Raw genomic sequence first — 19,600 nt, forward strand, 5'->3', positions numbered from 1 at the left:
GACAAACAAAAAGGGCGCCAGGCGCCCTTCGGGTATCAACGAAGACGTGGCGTGGGATCAGGTAGGGAAGCGCGTAGTCCGCATGTCGCACACTCGGCCAACGTTACCGCGGGCCACCTTTTCGTTGGGGTTACTACGGGGAAACTAAGTCCTGGAGCCGTTTCTGTCAAATACGGGATGGGACATCGGGGCCCGCAGGATCAGCGCAGGCGGCCGAGCAGGCCGGAAGCCCGTCGGGTCTTTCGGCTCACCGCGTAGCCGACGATATCCGCCGCGGCCAGCAAGGTGAAATGCCGCCGGGCCCGGGTCACGCCGGTGTAGACCAGCTCGCGGGTCAGCACGGGCGACGGCTCGGGTGGCAGCACCAGCGCCGTGTGCTCGAATTCCGAGCCCTGCGACTTGTGCACCGTCATCGCATAGACCGTTTCCACCGCCGTGAGCCGGCTGGGGGTAACGAAGCGCACGCGCTCGCCGCCACTGTCGTCCATCACCAGGAAGGCCACGCGGAGCATCGTGCCACCCTGCCCGTCGGGTACCGCGAGCGTCACGCCGATATCGCCATTCATCAGGCCAACGGCGTAGTCGTTGCGTACCACGATCACCGGACGGCCTTCATACCAGCCCGTGGTTGCTCCGATCAGGCCGCGCTCGAGCAAGCCGAGCCCGATCCGCTCGTTCTGCCCGTCCACCCCGACATCGCCGCGGCGCGTCGCGCACAGCAGCTGGAACCGTCCGTACGCCGCCAGCGCGCCGCGGCCCCACGCCATGACCGCGTCGTCGCCGGCTCCCGCCCCGGGCCGGTGCGCGGCGATCCACTCGAGATAGTGCCGATAGCCCGGCGCGGCACCACGGCCGTCGATCGCCAGCGTGGCGACCGCCGCAGGCGATGCCGCCGCACGGGCGACATCGTCGAAGCCACCCGCAAACACCGATGCCACCGCCGCGGCATCGCCGCGATTGATCGCCGCCGCCAGCGCGCCGATGCCGCTGTCGCTTCCGAAGCGACGACTGCGCCGAAGCATCGTGACGCGCTGGTCGAGGGCCCACGCCGTGGCGTCGTCGGTCCACGCGCCCACATCGACGTCGGTGACACCGCGCAACCAGGTTCGCGTGGCATCGTCGTAATGGCCCACCTCGGCACGCGCGCACAGGTCACCCAGCACCGCGCCCGCCTCCACCGACGACAGCTGGTCCTTGTCGCCGAGCAGGACCAGGCGTGCATCGGCCGGCAGCGCATCCAGCGTGGCCGCCATCATTTCCAGGTCGATCATCGACGCTTCGTCGATCACCAGCACGTCGACGTGGAGCGGGTTGTCGGCGTCGTGGCGGAACGCACGACTATCTGGACGGCTGCCCAGCAGCCGGTGCAGCGTGGTGACTTCCGCGGGGATGCCATCGCGCACGCCGGCGTCGACGTCGAGCTGCGCCACCTGCGCGGCGATCGATGCATTGAGCCGTGCCGCCGCCTTGCCGGTCGGCGCCGCGAGGCGGATGCGCAGGCGCGGCTGCCCCGCGTTCGCCGCCAGCGTCTGCAGCAGGCCGAGCAGACGCACCACCGTGGTGGTCTTGCCGGTGCCGGGACCGCCGGTGATGACGCTGAAGGCACTGCGCGCGGCGATGGCGCAGGCGATCTTCTGCCAGTCGATGCCGCCCTCTTCCCGCGGGAAAAGCCGGTCGAGCTCGACGCCAAGGCCGGCGGGTTCTGGCAGCGGTGCCAGCCTCGACACGATGGCGGCGGCGACGCGGGCTTCATCGCGCCAGAAGCGGCGCAGGTAAAGCAGGCTGCCATCGAGCACGAGCGGCGCCGCGGGATTCCCGTCCGGCGAGGCGACGAGCGACGCGCCGCTCAACCATCCTGCCGCGTTCGCCAGCGCCGGATCGCGCTCGGCCAGCGTGGCGACATCGGTGCAGATGTGGCCCTCGGCCAGTTCGTTGCTGACGAGGGCGGCCGACGCCAGCACGCGTGCGTCGGCGGCAGGATCCAGCGTGGCGAGGAAGCGCGCGAAGGCGCGATCCATCGGCCGGAGCCGACCGTCATTCGTCGCGCTGTCCAGCCAGGCATCCAGGTCGGCGATCATGCGTCGGCTCCTTCGAACAATCGATCCATCGCGTCGATCATGGCCTTTGGCGGCCGCTCGACATGCACGCCGTGGCCACGGCCATCAACGCCGCGCAGGTAGAGGTAGACAGCGCCGCCGACGTGGATGTCGTAGTCGTATGCCGGCCCCAGCCGCGAACGCAGCAGCCGGTGCAGGGCCAGCAGGTACAACGCGTATTGCAGTTCGTAGCGCGAATCGAGGATGGACGCGCGCATGGCTTCGGGCGTGTAGGCCTGCTCGTCCGTACCCAGCCAGTTCGACTTGTAGTCGGCGACGTACCAGCGGCCATCGTGCTCGATGATCAGGTCGATGAAGCCCTTGAGCATGCCGTTGAGTGTGTCGCTGGCCAGGGCCGGCCGCGGCGCGCCACCCAGGGTGTGCTCGCGAACGATGCGATCGAGCGCCTCCGCGTCGACGCGACGGGCTTCGAACAGGAATTCAAGCTCGGCGCGGTAGCGGCCTGGATCGTCGAAAGCAGCGAGCGCGACCGTCGCGCCGTCGGGCAAGGCCATCGGCGTGTGCAGGAGCACCAGCAACCAGTCGGTCAGCAGGTCGATCGATGCTTCCCAGCCGCGCCGTTCGCAGCGGCGGGCGACCGTGTCGCGCAGGCGCACGGGGTCGTTGGCGATGCTGGCGAAGCCTTCGTCGGCGATCCACTCGAGCAGGTCATGCAGGAAGGTGCCGGCATCGGCACCGCGATGGAAGGCGTGGATGCTGGCGGGGTCGGCGACGACGGCGACGGGCTCGGTCACGTACTCGACGATCACGTCGTCGATGGCCGTCTCCGGCGCGGGCACGTCGATATCCGCCTCGGCGTAGCGCAGCCCGCTATAGCTCGCGATACGCCACGGCTCGGCCCGCGCGAGCTTTGGATCGCGTGGCGGCAGCATGCGCTCGTCGCGCGGCGGAGCGATGTAGCGCTGGTCGTCGGGCGCCGGCATGTAGGTGACGGCGACGGAGGACGCGTTGTTCGCCAGCGCCTGCAGCAACCCGGCGATCTCGCCGTTATCGATTTCCACGCCGCCCTTCAACAGGTGGCCGAACGCACTGCGGTGTACCTGGGGCTTCCTGATCCGTGAACTGTCGGCCACCGGCGCGATGCCAAGCCAGCACGCATGCCGCGCACGGGTCATCGCGACATACAGCACGCGAAGGTCTTCCTGCAGGGATGCGCGTTCGGCGGCTTCCTTCGCCGCATCGACCGCCTCGCCGCCCTCACCGCCGCCCAGCTCCAGCGACATGCCTTCGCCGTCGTGGTAGCGATAGCCCTGCCCGCCTCGTCCCTTCGTCGGCGCGGCGACGAAGGGCAGGAAGACGAGCGGGTATTCGAGACCCTTGGACTTGTGGATGGTGATGACCTTGACCAGGTCGTCGTCGCTTTCCAGCCGCACGATCTGGTCGTCGCCATGATGGCTCGCCGTGTCGGCGATGCGCTCGGCAAGGTAACGGATAAGCGCCTGTTCGCCGTCCAGCGTGGCTGCTGCCTGCTGCAGCAACTCGGCAAGGTGCAGCACGTTGGTCAGCGCCCGCTCGCCGTGATCCATCGCCAGCAACCGCGCCGGCAGGTCGAAGACATGCAGCAGCCGATGCAGCATCGCCAGGGTGCCGGCGTGTCGCCAGGTGTCGCGCAGGGCGAAGAACTGCTGGCCGCGCGCTTCCCAGTGGCGTTCGTCGGTGTTGAGCCGCTCCAGCTCGGCGAAACCCAGGTGCAGGGTGCGCGTGGCCAGCGCGGCACGCATCGCCGTGTCGGACGATGGCTCCGCCACCGCACGCAGCCAGAACAGCACGTCGCCCGCCTCGACGCTCTCCCAGACCGAATCGCGATCGGACAGGAACACGCTGCGCACGCGGCGCGACGCCAGTGCCGCACGCACCTGGGTGGCTTCGGCATGGCTGCGGACCAGCACGGCGATGTCGGCCGGGCGAAGCGGCTGCATGGCTCCCGCGGGACCGACGAAGCCGGCCTCGCCGCGTGCCGCTTCATCCAGCAGGCGCACGATCTCGCTGGCACAGGCCGCGGCCATTTCGTTGCGGTAATGGCGCACGCCCACGGGCTGCTCATCGTCGAGCAACCAGAGATTCAGGGCGGGCTGTTCGGCGCCACCTCGCAAGAAGCGTTCCGCCCGACCACGCGCCAGCACCGGTGCGAACGGCAAGCCGCGGTCGGCGAAATGGAACGCACCGGAGGCGTGGCCCTCGCCGTGGACGAACAACGCATTGACGGCGTCGACCATGCCCTGGGTCGAGCGGAAGTTGGTGTCGAGGCTGTAATGCGGGGCCGCGGCTTCCGCACGGGCGGCGAGGTAGGTGTGGATGTCGGCCCCGCGGAAAGCATAGATCGCCTGCTTCGGATCGCCGATCAGCAGCAGGCCCGTCTCCACTTCGCCGCCGTAGACCGCGCGAAAGATGCGGTACTGCAGGGGATCGGTATCCTGGAATTCGTCGATCAATGCCAGTGGATACTGCTTGCGGATGGTCGCCGCCAGGTCGGCGCCCGACGCGCTGGCCAGCGAACGGTCGAGCCGGAGCAGCAGGTCGTCGAAGCCCATCTGCGCGCGCCGGCGCTTCTGGCTGGCGAAGCGGTCGCGCACCCATGCCAGTGCGTCGGCAAGGACGACGTGGTGGATCGCGATGCGCGACGCCTGCCACTCATGCCAGTGCTCCAGTGCGCCAAACGCGGGATGTTCCGGGCGTGCCCTGTTCTTGCTGGTGCCTTCGGCGAGCGTCGACGAGGCATATCGCCCGAGCTCGTTGCCACCGGGTTCACCGGTCTGCGCCCAGCGTCGCATGCCAACCAGCTCACGCGACACCCGGTCCGGCTTGTATTTCGTATTGCTCAGCGCTTTGGACGTCGCCGCCTCGAGCAGCAGCGCCTCGATGGCGTCGACGTCGCTACGCCAGGCCCGCGCCGCCGCGTCCAGGCGAGTCGCGGCCTCGTCCTCCCACGCACGCCGCGCGGCAAGCGTCGCGGCAAGGCCATCGCCCACGCCAAGCACTTCGCCGTCGATGCGCAGGGTGGCTTCACCACCGCCAAGCAGCGGCTTCAGCGACCGCAACAGGGCGTCGGGTGTCCGCCACTTTTCCTGCACGGCGGCGAGGGTCTGCTCGTCGAGCGGATAGAACGCCTGGCGCCAGTAGTCGCGCACGCATTCCGCCAGCAATTCGCTTTCGTCCGGCTCGAGCGTCTGCGCAAACGCATGGCCGCTGCCGAACGCGTGCTGGACCAGCATGCGCTGGCTCCAGCCATGGATGGTGAAGATGGCGGCTTCGTCCATCCACTGCGCGGCGAGCTCCAGGCGTCGCGCGCACGCGGCGTGCTGCCCGACGTCGTAGGCGGCGATGAGTTCGGCCAGCAGGGGCTCGCCGGCGCTGCCGGCGCGGAATGCGAGGGCGGCTTCCACCAGGCGGGCACGGATGCGTTCGCGCAGTTCCTGCGTGGCGGCCTCGGTAAAGGTCACGACGAGGATCTGCGGTGGTAGCAGCGGCTGCGGCACCCCGTGCCCGAGCACCGCGCGCACATAGAGCGCGGCGATCGTCCAGGTCTTGCCGGTGCCGGCACTCGCCTCGATCAGGCGCACGCCTTCCAGCGGCAGGGACAGGGGGCGCAGCGGTTCGATGGCGAAGGTCATGCGTGTTCCACCCCGAGCGCCGCGCACAAATCGATGTAGGGTCGCAGGTGATCGACGAAGCCCGCTTCGAGCATGGCGTCGAAGCTCGGCCACGCCCGCGCCAGGTAAGCGTCGTCGTCCACCTCGCCGCGGCCGTAGTCGTCGCCCGGGCCGTACGCTCGCCGGGCCCCGGCCTCTGGCTCACCCTTGTCGGTGCCGATCCACGCGATGGCGGTTTTCATGGCGACCGGCAACGGCCGTGACATGCCCTCGCGCCACGCGTCCACCAGCGCGGCGAGCGCCGCATGGGCCACGTCGCGCGGCATCGGCCGCATCACGATGCTGCCATCCGGCCCGATGTAGCGGGTCTCGATCGCATGGCCGGCGGCCTGTGCCACCAGGTGGTCGACCCACGGGGCGACGACGCGATGGGCCAGCGGCGAACCCCTGCTATCGAGGACGGCGGTGGGCGACACCAGCAGCGCGGCCAGGTCACCTGCGTCGTTGGCCCGCAGGCCTGCCAGCCAGTCTTCGATGACGACGCCGGCGCATTCGACGCGCACCTCGAACTTACCGGCCTCGATCGGCCAGTGGCGTCGCTCGGCGACGTAGCGTCCGTAGACCACTGCGGCAGCCTCCTCCAGCTCGCGGCGTACGGGTGCAGCGAAGCCACCCATCGGCAGCACGCCACTGCGTTGCAGCCGGGCCGTGGCTGCCGCGATCGCCAGTTGGGACGGCTGTTCCTCGCGCAGGGCCGCGCGGACCAGCACGTCGGTCATGCCGAAGCGGTCGAGGCCGTTCAGCGCGAAGGGCTCCAGCGCTTCGCTGGCCACGTCGGGCATGGCGAAGCGCACGCCGAGGCGCGCGTGGAAAAATTCGCGCACGGGATGGCGCAGGAACTGACGCAACGTGGCGAGGGCAATCGGACGTTCGACTGTCCACGCAGGCAGGCTGTCGTTGCCCGACGCGGCTTCGCCACCGTGCACATGGCGCCATTCGTTGGCATAGGTGAACAGGCGGGGATCGCCTTCGTGGAAATACGCCGGGCTGAACGGCTGCAGCGGGTGCTCGACGGTGAGGCGCGGCAGTACGTCGTGCCCGGCCGCGTCGGTCCAACCCGCGGCCAGGTAATCGCGCAGCTGGCCGACCAGTACCGACGGCGCGCGTTCGGCATTGTCGCGGGCGCTGCGGCCAACCCAGCCGATGTGCAGGGCATCGCGTGCCGACAACAGGGCTTCGAGGAACAGGTACCGATCGTCCTCGCGCCGCGAACGGTCGCCCGGGCGCCATGCGCCCGCACGCGCCATCAGGTCGAAATCCATCGCCGGCCTGGCGCGCGGGTACGCACCGTCGTTCATGCCGAGCAGGCAGACCAGGCGGAACGGAATGGCACGCATCGGCATGAGCGTGCCGAAGCTCACCGCGCCCGCGAGGAAACGCTTGGACAGGCCGCCGTCGTCGATCTGGCCGAGCCAGGCTTCGCGCACGACATCCAGCGGGACGGGTCCGTCGAAGCCGGCCTCCACGCAGGCGCGCTCCCACGCATCCAGCGCGTCGAGCAGGCGCTGCTCGCGCACACAGTCGTCGGGCTCGGTGGCCTTGAAGAAATCGCGCATGAGGCCGCGCAGGCGAACGCCCCAGTCCGTCGCCGTGGCCGGCGTGGCCATGGCTCGCCAGTGTGCGCCGAGGCGTTCGACGAGGTCCGCCAGCGGCCCGACCAGCGCGGCGTCGAGTCCACCGACTTCGGCGTAAGGCTCGATCTCGCCCCACGCGTCGCCCTGCCCGACCGCGTAGCCGAGCAGCATGCGGCGCAGGCCGAACCACCAGGTGTTCTGGTCCAGGGCCGGAAGACCGAGCGAAGCACGCTGTTCCGCGTCCAGGCCCCAGCGGATGCCAGCGCCCTCGACCCAGCGATGCAGCAGCGGCAGGTCGTCCTCACGCAGCCCGAAGCGCTGGCGCAAGGCCGGCACGTCGAGCAGGTCGGCCATGTCGCCCGCGCCAAAGCGCGATTCGGTCATGCCGAGCAGGCGGTCGAGCGCCATCACGATAGGGACGCTGCCGCGCGATGCGCGATCGGCGATGCTGTAGGGCACGTAGCGGGGGTCGTCGCGCATGACCCGACCGAACACCGCATCAATGTGCGGTGCATAGGTGTCGATGTCCGGCACCATCACGATCACGTCGCGCGGCAGGATCGGCTGGCCCGCGCGGGCGGATGCTTCGAACCGGGCGAGCAGCTGGTCGTGGAGGATCTCCACTTCGCGCTGCGGGCCGTGCGCCACGTGGAAGGCGATGGAATCGTCGTCCACGGCGATCGGCGTGCGTGTTGCCGGCACCGGCTCCAGTTCGAGGATCGCCGACTGCACGCTACCCAGCAGAGTGCCCGCGGCGGGGGGCTCGAAGAAATCGATGCGCTGGTCCCACGCGGTGAAACGATGGCGATAGCTTTCCGGATGGTCGAATTCGTCGAGCAGGCGGATGTAGTCGCGCCCCTGCTTGCCCCACGCCGCGAGCAGCGGATTTGCGTAGAGGTGCAGGTCGCCCTCGTCGGGCGACAAAGGCATGCCTGGCTTAGCCTGCTGCCGGCGCCGCTCGGCGCGCAGCAGTTCGCGGTCGTCGACGATGTCGGCCCAGTAGTGCCGGCAGGGATTGAGCACGACCAGCACGATCTGCGACCAGCGCGACAGGGCCGACAGGGCCTCGAGCGTCTGTCGCGGCAACGACGACATGCCGAACACCACGATCCGGCGCGCCAGCGCACGCGGCCGTTCGCTGGCCGACGACGCGGCCTTGAGGAAACGCGCGTGGACAGCGGCGCGGTGGCCATCGGCATCGGCGGGGCCCACGTCGTCCAGCAGGCGGCGCCACAGCGCCGCCTGCCAACGGTCGCCCTCCGCCATGGCCAGTTCACCGCCGCGCGCATCGCGCATCACGTCGCGGCCGGCCGCCCAGTCGTCGAGCCAGTCGGCGCGGTAGACCTGGTAGCCGTCGTAGAGGTCCGCGAGCCGCTCTGCCAGTTGGTGGCATTTGCGTGCGTCCTCGCCATCGCCGAGGAAGGCGGCGAGCGGTTCGAACACCGGCTCGCGGGCGAGCGCGGGCAGCAGGCGCATCAGCCGCCAGACCAGGCGCGACTTGTCGAAGGGCGATTCGGGCGGCACGGCATCGCGACCCAGCACCGCGCGATAGGCGTCCCACAGGAAACGGCCCGGCAGCTCCACGTTCACCGACGCCGCGATGCCGAGTCCGCCGTCGGCTTCGGCGCGCGCCAGTGCGAGGCGGAACCATTGGGCGATGCCATTGGACTGGACCAGCACGCGCTCGTCTTCCAGCGGGCGCAACGGCGCCTGGCGTAGCCATCCGACGAGGATGTCGCGCAGGTCTTCCAGGCGATTGCCGTGCAGGACCATGAGGCCCGGCGCAATGTCGTGCGTGTCGTTCAAGCGGCCACTCCGGCGGCAGGCTGACTGGGCCGGGCGATGATGACCGATACCGGTCTCACCCGGCGAGACCTCAGAACGGCTTGGCGACCACGAGGTAGACGATGGCGAGCAACACGAGCACCGGCAGTTCGTTGCCGATGCGAAGCGCCTTTGCCGATGGCAGTGGGCCGCCCGCCATGCTGCGCTTGAGCGCCCTGCCCGACCAGATGAAGTACGCAAGCATGAGCACGACGAGCGCGAGCTTTGCATGCAACCAGGCGCCGGCGATGCCGAAATAAAGCCAGAGCACCAGGCCGAACAGGAACGCCATGCCGAACATCATGTGGCCGAAGCGATAGAGGCGGCGGCCCATGAGCTCCAGCCGCGCCTTGACCGCGGCCGGCTCAGCCTCGGCCTCCTTGATGTTGACCAGGATGCGCGGCAGGTAGAACACCGTCGCCATCCACGCGATGACGAAGACGATGTGCAGGGACTTGGTCAGCAGGTAAGCCATCGGTGGCGCTCCCTATGAAAGACCAGAGTGTATCCCGGTCGAGCGACAGCGCGGCGCGGCAGGACGCCTCACGCCAGGCGCATGACCTGGGAAAGCGCTTGTGCACCCGCGAACCCCAGCGTGCTACCCAGGGCGGCCAGCGCCGTGATCATGCCCCAGAGCCGATGGCGATAACGGATGAGATCCTGGACATCACCCTCGACGACGCGCAGGCGACGATCGATATCCTTGACGTTGCAGCGGACGACGTTGACCGACTGCTCTACGCCGCCCACGCGCTCCTCCAGCCGTTCCACGCGCGTGTCGATCCGCTCGAGACGATGATCGATCCGCTGGAAGCTTTCGTTGCAACGGCGAACGTGGTCGTCGAAACGGCCGAGGAACGCATCGAAGCGGGCATCGGAACGCGCCATGCGCTCTTGCATGGCGCTCCAGTCGGTGGCTGACAGGGTCCAGTCGGTCATCGGAACGGCATCCAGTGGGAAGGAACCCAAAGAATCTCTTGTCAGGTCGACGCCGACCATCCTCCGCCGCTCAACAGAATGCGTAGGGAAACGCCGACAGGCGAACGCCTGGCCGGGATCATCCCTTAGAAGCGATCGGTCGTCGGCAGGTAACGCCACTGGCCAGGCTCAAGCCGCGACATGGGGACGCGACCGACCCGGATCCGCTTGATGCCGAGCACCTCCAGGCCCACGGTTTCGCACATGCGAACCATCGTCTCGGGCGAAACACGCTTCATCGCGAAGCGCAGGTGGGACTCGTTCTGCCAGCTCACCTTGATCGGCGGAAGCGCGTAGTTGTCGAAAACCATGCCGTGGTTCAGCTGGGCAAGGCCCGCCGGCGAAAGTTCGCCAGACACCTCGACGACGAGTTCCTGCTCGATCCGGTCCAGGTCCTCCTGCAGCCGCCGTTTCACACGCCAGTCCTGGGTAAACACCAGCAGTCCGCTGGCCATGTCTGGCATCGGCAACGGCGATTCGAGCCGGGCGAAATGGCGATGCAGCAGGCGGACGCCGGAGAAGTCACCCTCCGCGTGGCTTTCCGGCCGCACCAGGGCGCGCGCCTCGTCCACCGTCATCCCGGCGGGCTTGTGCAGCACCATCGTGGCCGGCTCGGGCGGAGTCAGCTTCGCCTGGGGATCGATCTCGACGCGCTGTTCCAGCACCTTGAACTGCGGCTGTTCCACGACCACGCCATCGACGCGGACCCAGCCACCCTCGATGTACATGTCGGCGTCGCGCCGCGAGCACTGGGCCAGCTCGGCGACACGTTTGGCGAGGCGCATGGGTTCGGTCATCAGCGTGGCCTGGGAGTGAGCCCTGCCGCGAGGCAAGAAAAAAGGAGCCTGCAGGCTCCTTTATCGTCGTCTTCATGCCACTTTCCTAGTGAAGAAAGTGGTGGGCGGTACAAGGATCGAACTTGTGACCCCTACCATGTCAAGGTAGTGCTCTACCGCTGAGCTAACCGCCCGAAGAGCTGCGCAGTTTACCGATGCCGGGCGAACGGTGCAAGAGGGGTCGGGAAACGATTTTCGTCCCCCGCCCCAGGCCCCGTCTCAACGGAGGGCGCGCTCGCGCACGCGGTGGATCTCGTCGCGCACCTTGCCCGCCTCCTCGAACTCCAGGTTCTGCGCGTGCTTGTACATGCGCGCCTCGAGCTTCTTGATCAGTGTGCCCGCCTGCTCCGGGCTGAGCGACCCGTAGTCCGGCGCGGCCTCGGCCACCTTCTTCGGTTCCTTGCCCTTCTTGCCCTTCCCGCGCGACCCGAGGTCGGCGCGCGCGCCTTCCATGATGTCGGCGATACGCCGCACCACGGTCTTGGGGGTGATTCCGTGGAGCGTGTTGTATTCGATCTGCCGCTCGCGGCGGCGGGCAGTCTCGTCCATCGCCTCCTTCATCGAGCGGGTGATCTCGTCGGCGTAGAGAATCGCCTTGCCGCGGACGTTACGGGCCGCGCGGCCGATGGTCTGGATCAGCGAGCGATTGGAACGCAGGAAGCCTTCCTTGTCGGCGTCCAGCACCGCCACCAGCGACACCTCGGGCATGTCCAGGCCTTCGCGCAGCAGGTTGATGCCGACCAGCACGTCGAACTCGCCCAGGCGCAGGTCGCGGATGATTTCCGTGCGCTCGACCGTATCGATGTCCGAATGCAGGTAACGCACCTTGACGTCGTGCTCGGAGAGGTAATCGGTCAGGTTCTCCGCCATCCGCTTGGTCAGCGTGGTCACCAGCACGCGATCGCCCATCGCGATGCGCAGGCGGATCTCGCCAAGCAGGTCATCCACCTGCGTACGTACCGGGCGCACTTCCACTTCCGGATCGATCAGGCCGGTCGGGCGAACGAGCAGTTCGACGACGTTGTCGTCCGCTTGCTCCAGCTCGTACTTCGCCGGCGTCGCCGAGACGTAGATGGCGCGCGGCTTGCGCCGCTCCCACTCCTCGAAGCGCAACGGCCGGTTGTCCATCGCGGACGGCAGGCGGAAACCGAACTCCACCAGGGTTTCCTTGCGCGAACGGTCGCCCTTGTACATGGCGCCCAGCTGCGGCACGGTCACATGCGATTCGTCGACCACCATCAGGGCATCGGGCGGCAGGTAATCGAACAGCGTCGGCGGCGGCTCGCCCGCGCCGCGGCGGGTCATGTGCCGGGAATAGTTCTCGATGCCCTGGCAGAAACCCACTTCCGCCATCATCTCCAGGTCGAAACGGGTGCGCTGCTCCAGCCGCTGCGCCTCGACCAGCTTGTTGTCCTTGTAGAGCTGTTCGAGGCGTTCGGACAGTTCGACCTTGATCGTCTCCATCGCGTTGAGCACGCTCTGGCGCGTCGTGGCGTAATGCGTCTTCGGATACACGGTGTAACGCGGCACCTTGCGCAACACTTCGCCGGTGAGCGGATCGAACAGCGACAGGTTTTCCACGTCACCATCGAACAACTCGATGCGCAGCGCTTCCGCTTCGGACTCGGCCGGGAACACATCGATCACTTCGCCGCGCACGCGATAGGTACCGCGACGCAGCTCCATCTCGTTGCGCACGTATTGCAGCTCGGTCAGCTGGCGGATCAGCGCCCGCTGGTCGATGTGTTCGCCACGCGACAGGATCAGGCGGAGGCTCATGTAGTCCTCCGGATCGCCCAGGCCGTAGATCGCCGATACCGTCGCGACGATGATCGCGTCGCGACGGGACAGCAGCGCCTTGGTCGCCGCCAGGCGCATCTGCTCGATGTGGTCGTTGATGCTCGAATCCTTCTCGATGAAGGTATCCGAGGCCACCACGTAGGCTTCCGGCTGGTAGTAGTCGTAGTAGCTGACGAAGTACTCCACCGCGTTATGCGGGAAGAACTCCTTGAACTCGCCGTAAAGCTGAGCGGCCAACGTCTTGTTCGGCGCCAGCACGATCGTCGGCTTCTGGATCTTCTCGATCACGTTGGCGATGGTGAAGGTCTTGCCCGAACCCGTCACGCCCAACAGGGTCTGGGCGGCCAGGCCGGCGTCGAAGCCTTCGGTCAGGCGGCGGATGGCCTCGGGCTGGTCACCGGAGGGCTGGTACGGCGAGACGAGCTGGAAACGGTCGGTCATGGCCGGAGATATGCGGGCGAAAGCCCCGATTCTAAAGCTGCTGCGCCTACGCGACGTGAGGCCTTCGCTGACAGATGTCGACGGCGGTTCCGGGCATTCTGGGCCCCGAACCAAGGAGCACGCCCATGCCGGCAGGACGCCAGCGCGCCTACACCCTCTTCGAGATCACCCTCGTCATCGGAATCCTCGCCCTCCTGGCGGCCATCGCGGTGCCATCCATGGTCGACGCCGTCGGCGGCGCGCGGCTGCGGGTCGCTACCCAGGACCTGGCCGACACGCTGAACGGCGCCCGCGCCGCCGCCATCGCCCGGCAGGCACCGGTCACCGTCTGCCCGAGCCGCGACGGCCGGCACTGCACGGACACGCCCTGGCAGGGCGGATGGATCGTGCGCCAGCAAGAGACCATCCTCGGGGTCGACGATGCCCTGCCGGCCCTGCTGCGCAGCGCCGCCCGCGATGGCCGGCCGTCCGTCACGTTCCAGGGCACCGGCATGACCCCAAACAACACCACCGTGACCCTCTGCGTGCGAAAACGGCCAGCCAGCGCGCTTTCCGTCGTGGTCAACCGCGGCGGCCGGGTGCGGATCGAACCGGCGCAGCGTGATCTCGGCGAGGCCTGCGCCAGGCGACCTGCACGATAATCGTCATGAACGCTTGACAGGCCCCGGTCACATACACAAAATACGTGGCTCCCCGCCCGAATAGCTCAGCCGGTTAGAGCACTTGACTGTTAATCAGGGGGTCGTTGGTTCGAGTCCAACTTCGGGCGCCAGGTTTTTGAAAGGGTCTGCAGCGATGCAGGCCCTTTTCTTTTGTGCGCCCGGCAAACGCGTCGGGCCACTAGCAGCTTTCACGGCGGCGAGGCCACCGCCTCCGCGTGCGACGCTGCCCCGATCTGCGCGTCGAGGAACTGCAGCACGCGGGCGTAGAAGTCTTCGTTGTGCGCTTCATCCGCGAGGCCATGGCCTTCGTAGGGATATTCCCGGTACAACGGCGGGTGCCCCGCTTTCGTCAGCGCGTCACGCAACGCACGCGCATGCTCCACGGGAGCCCGGCCATCCAGTGCACCGTGCCCAAGCAGCACGGGAATGGTGATCGCCGATGCGAGCTGGACCGGCGAGCGCGCCGCCAGCTCGGCCTTGTCCGTGCCAATCACCCTGTGCAGGTAGGCCGGGCCGTAGCGAAGCCGGTGGATGTCGCCCCATGTGTACATGCGGCTGAGGTCGTACACGCCGGCCATGCCGATCGCGCAGCGATACAAGCCGGGCTCGCGCGCCGCTCCCATCAGTGCCGCATAGCCGCCATAGCTACCGCCGAAAATGCACACCCGCCGGCCATCGGCCAGGTGATGGTCGATGGCCCAGTGGGTGGCGTCGGTGACGTCGTCCTGCATCGCCGCGCCCCACTGGCGATAGCCGCGCTCGACGAATTCGCGACCGGATCCACCGGAACCCCTGAAGTTCACCCGCAGCACGGCGTAACCATGCTGCGCCAGCAATTGCACCTCGCGGTCGTAGTCCCACTCGTCCTGGATGTAATAAGGCCCGCCATGCACCAGCACGACCAGCGGCGGAGGTGTCGCGCCATTCGTGGGCAACGTGATGAATCCGCTCAGCGGCAGGCCGTCGCGCGCCTTGAAGGTAAACGCATCGGACGATGCCTGCGCCGCGGGATCGATCCACGGACGTGTGCGGAACAGCAGTTGCGCCTTGCGTGCCGTCTTGTCGAATAGATAGAACGTCCCCGGGTCGCGATCGCCATGGGTCATGACGACCAGCAACGTGCCATCGGCGTTCGCACTCTCGATACTGGCGATGCCGTCGGGGAAGGCAGCCGCGAGTGACGTCGTGACGCGCGCGTCCGGACTGGCGGGGTCGAAGAAACGCAGCACCGGACGCCCGGGCCCGAACGTCGCGCCGATCGGCTCGACCTGGTCCAGGCTCATGAGCGTCGACAGGGGGTCGGATTCCGCATCCTTCAGAACGACCTCGCGCGAGCCGTCGGCGAAGCTGTATCGCTCCACGACGTCCGGCCCACCGCGCTGCTCGGTATCGAGGTAGGCAAACCGGTTTTCCCGATCGATGCCCGCGATGCCGACGAAAACGTGGGTCGCCTTGCTGTCGTTGAGGACGGTCCAGTCACCACCATCCTTGCGCACGTAGAGCATCTGCTCGCCGTTGTCGTCCACGCCGGAGACGAATCGCGCATGCCCCGCATGGTCGACGACGAAATCGCCCACGCCATGCGGTGCCACGGCGATCACGTCGCCCATGGCGGTGAGGTGCGTCGTGTCCAGGGTCGCCAGCGCCCAGCGCAGCTCGCCGCCCACGGTCGAGAATCGCTTGATGAGCACATGCTTGTCATCGCCGTGGATCGTGCCGACGAAGTTGTCCGGCAGGATCTTCGGGTGCGAATCATGGATGTTGAGCAGGTAAAGCCGCGGATCGACGAGCGGCATGGCATAGGTGGCATCGTGCCGATTCGCCGAGATCACCAGCTGCTCCGAACCGAGCCAGCGCAGCACCTGCACTTCGGCGCCCTTGCCCGGATTCACCTGCTGCACGGGCGCCATGGTTTTTCGATCGAGGACCGTGACCAGGGTACCGTCGCCATCGCGATAGGCAACGGCGAGCAGCGCCCCGTCCGGCGAGATCCTGACCTGCTCGTACTGGGCTCGCTGCAGGAGCGCCTTCGTCGTCGCGTCGGCCGACACGGCGCCCGCTTGAACACTGCCGCCGAGCGCGAGGCCCAGCCACATCGCCACCCACATGCGAATCCCTCCCCCTGAGGTGGCGAGACTATGCGGCCTCAAGGCCTTGGGGCGCAACGGCTGGGGCTTACATGGGTTTCGGCCGACACCTACGCAAGAAACTACGTTTTGGCGATGTACGCCGCAGACGTAAGCAGCACATGATTGGCTTCTATTTGTATGTACAATTTAAGCACTGCGAGGTGCGTCGATATGAAAATCAGTAAACCGCTCACGGACGCAACGGGTGAGTTGCGAAATGACCTTACGGACGCCGAGCTCGCGTCTTTCAGGCCAACACACGAGGTGCTTCCGGGAGACTTGCAGGCGCTGCTTGGCGTACGTCGCCGTGGGCCGCAGAAAGCCCCGACGAAAGTTGCCACGACGGTGCGGCTGTCACCCGAGGTCGTCCATCACTTCAAGGCGGGTGGCCGGGGATGGCAGACTCGCCTTGACGAAGCGTTGAAGCTGTTCATCGTCGAGCACCCGTCGTTTCGCTGATGTCAGCCGCGCCACGCCGTAGCGACCCACACGATGAGCGATGCGGCAGCCATGCAACCGAGTATGACGAACCACGTTACGTGGGCACGCGCGGCGGCGGCCCAGCCATTCTTACGCCCGTACACAAAGAATGACGTGGCGCCCGCCACGACGATCACCAGCACGACGAAGACGACGCCGTACCAGTCCGTCTGGCCATCGCGCGTGAGGCTTCCGCCGACGGCGAGGATCAACGATCGAGCTGCGTGATCGACGTCACCCGGCCGTCGATGACCTCGACCTGCACGGATTTGCCGTCCTTGAAGTACTCCAGGCGATAGCCGCGCAGTCCGCCGCGGGATGTCTCGACGGGGGTTTCGCGATCCGGCTTGCCGGCCACCTGGCGCAGGCGGCCTTCGCTGTCACCGGTGCTGACCACCTGGGAATTGACGCGCCAGGTGTCCGAGGCGATGGCCGGGATGGCGACGGCTGCGAGCAAAAGGCCGACGATGACTCGCTTCATGCGTATCTCCTTGTCTGGTGTGGCGCAGATTACCTTCGGCCTGCATACCGCAACAAGTTGCGGACGCACACAGCCCAAGGTTGCCATTCAGCCTCGTGGCGGCGATCGGCAACGCGCGTTCAGGGCTTCGAGACGTTCGTGTTCCCCGCCACGTACCACCGCCAGAGCAGGTCGGTGCCCTCGCGAATGCCGATACGCGCCGACCCGGGCACGTTCTCCGGCGGCGGCATGCCGTCGTCGACCACCGTGTACCCATCCCGCGCCCTGACGAGGTCGATGCCGTTCTGCTCGCCGGTGATCCCCAACGCCTGGGTGAGCCGGGCCGGTCCGCTGCACAGGTCGCGATCACGCCGGATCTTCGGCCGGGCGGCACGCATCTGCTCGATGCCGGCGATCGGTTCGAGCGCGCGGATCAGCACGCCATTCCCTTCGTCGACATCGCCGCACACGGTGTTGCAGCACCAGTGCATGCCGTAGGTAAAGTAGACATACATGTGGCCGGGCGGCCCGAACATCACTTCGTTGCGCCGGGTCTTGCCGCGGAACGTATGCGCCGCGGGATCGATCGCGCCAACGTAGGCTTCCACTTCGACGATGCGACCGGCGCGGCCATCGGCGCACGCCAGGATCTTGTTGAGCAGCTCAGGCCCGACGACGCGCGCGTCGCGATGATAGAAGTCACGCGGGAGCACCCTGCCCGGCCAGGGCTTGCGACGTGCGGCCATCAGGTATCGAGCGCCTCGCCATCCGTGTCCGGATCGGGGCCGGGTCGATCCACCGGCTCGTGGTCATACGGCGGCGGCGAGGTGCCGGGCGGCGGCAGGTCGGTGTCGGGGACAGGGCGATGGGGTCGGGGCATGGAATCCTCCTCGCGCCGCCGCGGGGGGGTGCGCGTCCCGCCATGCTACTGAAGGACGCGCGCCGCCGTCAGCCGGTGGTCAGAAAACGCCGAGTAGCCAGCAGACCAGGATGATGGCGAGGATGACGCCGATACCGCCGCTGGGGCCGTAACCCCACGAACGCGAGTAGCCCCAGGTGGGCAGGCCGCCGACGAGGGCGAGGAGAAGGACGATAAGCAGGATGGTGACGAGCATGGGCGTCTCCCGATAGTTAAGGGTGGACGCATCGTGGCCTTCCATGCCGTCTAGGGGCCGTGACGCCAACGGGGGGCGCCACGGTCACGTTCAGCGGGTGGCAGGGCGACCGGCGGCCGCCCTGCCCGTCGGCATCAGGTACGCACGACGTAACACGGCTCGTAGGCGGTGCCGCCCGGGAGCTTCATGCGGTGCTGGTCGACGAAGGCCTTCAGCAGGTCGTCCAGCGCGCGCATGATCTCCGGCTCGCCGTCGATCACGAACGGGCCGTGTTCCGCGATGGCGCGCACGCCCTCGGGCTTCACGTTGCCGGCGACGATGCCCGAGAAGGCACGGCGCAGGTCGGCGGCGAGCTCGTGGCGCGGACGGTCACGGTGCAGGGCGAGGCCCGACATCGCGTTGTGGGTCGGCGGGAACGGCTGCTGGAACGACAACGGGATCTCGAGCGCCCAGTTGAAGAAGAAGGCGTCCTTGTTGTCGAGGCGGTGGTTACGCACCTTCTCGATACCCGAAACCATCGCGTGGGCCACGGCCACCGGGTCGTCGATGATGATCTTGTAGTGCTCGGCCACGCTGTCACCCAGGCACAGGCGCAGGAAGCGGTCGATCTGCTCGAAATACGCGGCCGAACCGCGCGGACCGGTAAAGATCAGCGGGAACGGGATGCCCTTGTTCTTCGGCAGCAACAGGATGCCGAGCATGTACAGGATTTCTTCCGCCGTACCGACGCCACCGGGGAACACGATGATGCCGTGGCCCAGGCGAACGAACGCTTCGAGGCGCTTCTCGATGTCCGGCAGGATCACCAGGTTGTTGACGATCGGGTTCGGCGACTCGGCCGCGATGATGCCCGGCTCGGTCACGCCGATGTAGCGGTTGCCCTTGCGGCGCTGCTTGGCGTGCGCGATGGTCGCGCCCTTCATCGGGCCCTTCATCGCACCCGGGCCGCAACCCGTGCAGATGTCCAGGCTACGCAAGCCGAGCTGGTAGCCCACGCGCTTGGTGTACTCGTACTCGTCGCGCGAGATCGAATGGCCGCCCCAACAGACCACGAGGTTCGGGTCGACCTGCGGGCGCAGGATGCGCGAGTTGCGCAGGATCTCGAACACCGCATGGGTGATGCCCACGCTGTCGTCGAGGTCGAACGCACCGGCTTCCAGCTGCGTGGAGATGTAGACGATGTCGCGCACCACGGCGACCAGCAGTTCGTTGATGCCGCGGATGAGGCGGCCATCGACGAACGCCTGCTCGGGCGCGTTCTTCAGTTCGATCTTGATGCCGCGATCTTCCTGCAGCACCTGGACGTCGAAATTGGGGTAGAGCTCGAACATCGAGCCCGGGTCGTCCGAAAGGTTGCCCGAGGTCAGCACCGCCAGCGCGCAACGGCGCAGCAACTGGTGCAGGCCCGACCCGCTGGCATCGCGCAGGCGCGCCACCTCGTTACGGGAAAGGATATCGAGGCCGCCCGCGGGCGAAACGCGTGCGCTGACCGTCTTGCCGCCGACCGGATCCCCGAAATGCTGAGCATTCATTG

The 19,600-nt window shown here is 67.5% G+C and carries 15 protein-coding genes and 2 tRNA genes; 3 read left to right on the top strand and 14 right to left on the bottom strand.

The window, feature by feature from the left end; all coding sequences use genetic code 11:
- Positions 1 to 200: 200 nt before the first annotated feature.
- From recD to uvrB, 8 genes are all read right to left on the bottom strand, one after another.
- Positions 201 to 2,078, bottom strand: coding sequence for an exodeoxyribonuclease V subunit alpha (gene recD / locus KPL74_11395; protein QWT18352.1), 1,878 nt, complete (start codon positions 2,076 to 2,078; stop codon positions 201 to 203).
- Positions 2,075 to 5,728: an exodeoxyribonuclease V subunit beta gene (gene recB, locus KPL74_11400; protein ID QWT18353.1), complete on the bottom strand. Its 3,654-nt coding sequence runs from the start codon at positions 5,726 to 5,728 to the stop codon at positions 2,075 to 2,077. Before recB ends, recD begins: the two co-directional genes overlap by 4 nt.
- Positions 5,725 to 9,147 carry an exodeoxyribonuclease V subunit gamma gene (recC, locus tag KPL74_11405; GenBank protein ID QWT18354.1) on the bottom strand — a complete coding sequence of 1,141 codons (3,423 nt, stop codon included), beginning with the start codon at positions 9,145 to 9,147 and terminating at the stop codon, positions 5,725 to 5,727. Before recC ends, recB begins: the two co-directional genes overlap by 4 nt.
- A gap of 70 nt (positions 9,148 to 9,217) precedes the next feature.
- The gene (locus KPL74_11410; GenBank protein ID QWT18355.1) at positions 9,218 to 9,640 is read right to left on the bottom strand and encodes a CopD family protein; all 423 of its coding nucleotides are present in this window, start codon (positions 9,638 to 9,640) and stop codon (positions 9,218 to 9,220) included.
- 68 nt (positions 9,641 to 9,708) lie between these two features.
- Entirely contained in the window at positions 9,709 to 10,104 is a 396-nt protein-coding gene (locus KPL74_11415) for a hypothetical protein (GenBank protein ID QWT18356.1), read from the bottom strand.
- A gap of 125 nt (positions 10,105 to 10,229) precedes the next feature.
- Positions 10,230 to 10,940 carry an rRNA pseudouridine synthase gene (locus KPL74_11420; GenBank protein QWT18357.1) on the bottom strand — a complete coding sequence of 237 codons (711 nt, stop codon included), beginning with the start codon at positions 10,938 to 10,940 and terminating at the stop codon, positions 10,230 to 10,232.
- Between the two features lie 98 nt (positions 10,941 to 11,038).
- Positions 11,039 to 11,113, bottom strand: a tRNA-Val gene (locus tag KPL74_11425).
- A gap of 85 nt (positions 11,114 to 11,198) precedes the next feature.
- Positions 11,199 to 13,220: an excinuclease ABC subunit UvrB gene (uvrB, locus tag KPL74_11430; protein ID QWT18358.1), complete on the bottom strand. Its 2,022-nt coding sequence runs from the start codon at positions 13,218 to 13,220 to the stop codon at positions 11,199 to 11,201.
- A 125-nt stretch (positions 13,221 to 13,345) separates the two neighbouring features.
- Between uvrB and KPL74_11435 the strand changes: the two genes are divergently transcribed.
- Together KPL74_11435 and KPL74_11440 are read left to right on the top strand one after the other, a co-directional pair.
- Complete coding sequence (locus tag KPL74_11435) at positions 13,346 to 13,861, top strand: GspH/FimT family pseudopilin (protein QWT18359.1); 516 nt, start codon at positions 13,346 to 13,348, stop codon at positions 13,859 to 13,861.
- Positions 13,862 to 13,915: 54 nt separating this feature from the next.
- Positions 13,916 to 13,992: transfer RNA gene (locus KPL74_11440), tRNA-Asn, on the top strand.
- 78 nt (positions 13,993 to 14,070) lie between these two features.
- On the opposite strand, the gene KPL74_11445 is transcribed toward KPL74_11440, so the two are convergent.
- Positions 14,071 to 15,990, bottom strand: coding sequence for an alpha/beta fold hydrolase (locus KPL74_11445; protein ID QWT18360.1), 1,920 nt, complete (start codon positions 15,988 to 15,990; stop codon positions 14,071 to 14,073).
- Positions 15,991 to 16,182: 192 nt separating this feature from the next.
- On the opposite strand from KPL74_11445, the gene KPL74_11450 reads away from it, so the two are divergent.
- On the top strand, positions 16,183 to 16,470 hold the full coding sequence (locus KPL74_11450) for a BrnA antitoxin family protein (GenBank protein QWT18361.1): 288 nt from the start codon (positions 16,183 to 16,185) through the stop codon (positions 16,468 to 16,470).
- A 2-nt stretch (positions 16,471 to 16,472) separates the two neighbouring features.
- On the opposite strand, the gene KPL74_11455 is transcribed toward KPL74_11450, so the two are convergent.
- The 5 genes from KPL74_11455 to KPL74_11475 form a co-directional block, all read right to left on the bottom strand.
- Positions 16,473 to 16,703 (bottom strand): hypothetical protein, encoded by a 231-nt coding sequence (locus KPL74_11455; GenBank protein QWT18362.1) that lies wholly within the window; start codon positions 16,701 to 16,703, stop codon positions 16,473 to 16,475.
- Positions 16,700 to 16,972, bottom strand: coding sequence for a hypothetical protein (locus tag KPL74_11460; protein ID QWT18363.1), 273 nt, complete (start codon positions 16,970 to 16,972; stop codon positions 16,700 to 16,702). Before KPL74_11460 ends, KPL74_11455 begins: the two co-directional genes overlap by 4 nt.
- 119 nt (positions 16,973 to 17,091) lie before the next feature.
- On the bottom strand, positions 17,092 to 17,697 hold the full coding sequence (locus KPL74_11465; protein QWT18364.1) for a DNA-3-methyladenine glycosylase: 606 nt from the start codon (positions 17,695 to 17,697) through the stop codon (positions 17,092 to 17,094).
- A 213-nt stretch (positions 17,698 to 17,910) separates the two neighbouring features.
- The gene (locus KPL74_11470) at positions 17,911 to 18,066 is read right to left on the bottom strand and encodes a DUF3309 domain-containing protein (protein ID QWT18365.1); all 156 of its coding nucleotides are present in this window, start codon (positions 18,064 to 18,066) and stop codon (positions 17,911 to 17,913) included.
- A 134-nt stretch (positions 18,067 to 18,200) separates the two neighbouring features.
- The gene (locus KPL74_11475) at positions 18,201 to 19,598 is read right to left on the bottom strand and encodes an LOG family protein (GenBank protein QWT18366.1); all 1,398 of its coding nucleotides are present in this window, start codon (positions 19,596 to 19,598) and stop codon (positions 18,201 to 18,203) included.
- Positions 19,599 to 19,600: the final 2 nt, after the last annotated feature.

Source organism: Bacillus sp. NP157 (genome assembly GCA_018889975.1).
Lineage (GTDB): Bacteria > Pseudomonadota > Gammaproteobacteria > Xanthomonadales > Rhodanobacteraceae > Luteibacter.